The sequence below is a fragment of the Mesorhizobium caraganae genome (genome assembly GCF_016836705.1).
Classification (GTDB): Bacteria; Pseudomonadota; Alphaproteobacteria; order Rhizobiales; family Rhizobiaceae; genus Mesorhizobium; species Mesorhizobium caraganae.
This window is the reverse complement of record NZ_JAFCGY010000118.1, coordinates 1-528: the sequence shown is the minus strand read 5'-3', so window position 1 is coordinate 528 and position 528 is coordinate 1. Positions and strand designations below refer to the sequence as shown.

The following is a 528-nucleotide window of genomic DNA, read 5'->3' as shown; positions in this document are numbered from 1 at the left end:
CGACTATTGGTCGCAACAACTGGCCTCGGCGCCGGAACTGACCACGTTACCGAGCGACCGCCCGCGCCCGGCGCAGATGTCGGCGCAGGGGGCGAACCATCGCAGCGAGCTTTCGCCGGAGTTGATGCAGCGCGTGCGCGTGTTCTGCCAAGCCCGCGACGTCACCCCGTTCATGCTGCTGGAGTCGGTGCTGGCGCTGCTGGTCGGCCGCTACGGCGATCAGCGCGACGTGGTGATCGGAACGCCGGTGGCCGGTCGTCTGCAGCGCGAAGTCGAGCCGCTGGTCGGCTGCTTCGTCAACAACCTGGCCCTGCGCACGCGTCTGGCGCCGTCGATGCGTTTCGACGAGTTGCTGGCGAACACGCGCTCTACCGTGATCGACGCCTACGGCCAACAGGCCGTGCCGTTCGATCAGGTAGTGGAGCGCCTGCAGCTGGAGCGCAGCCTCAGCCACAGTCCGCTGTTCCAGATCCTGTTCACCCTGCAGAACACCGCACAGCGTCGTCTGGAACTGCCGGAGCTGAGGGT

At 67.0% G+C, this 528-nt stretch carries 1 protein-coding gene; it reads left to right on the top strand.

Annotation, left to right across the window (positions count from 1 at the left end; translation table 11 throughout):
- Positions 1–528 (top strand): condensation domain-containing protein (locus JQK88_RS35545; RefSeq protein WP_246750195.1); only part of this gene is annotated, 528 nt, incomplete at both ends.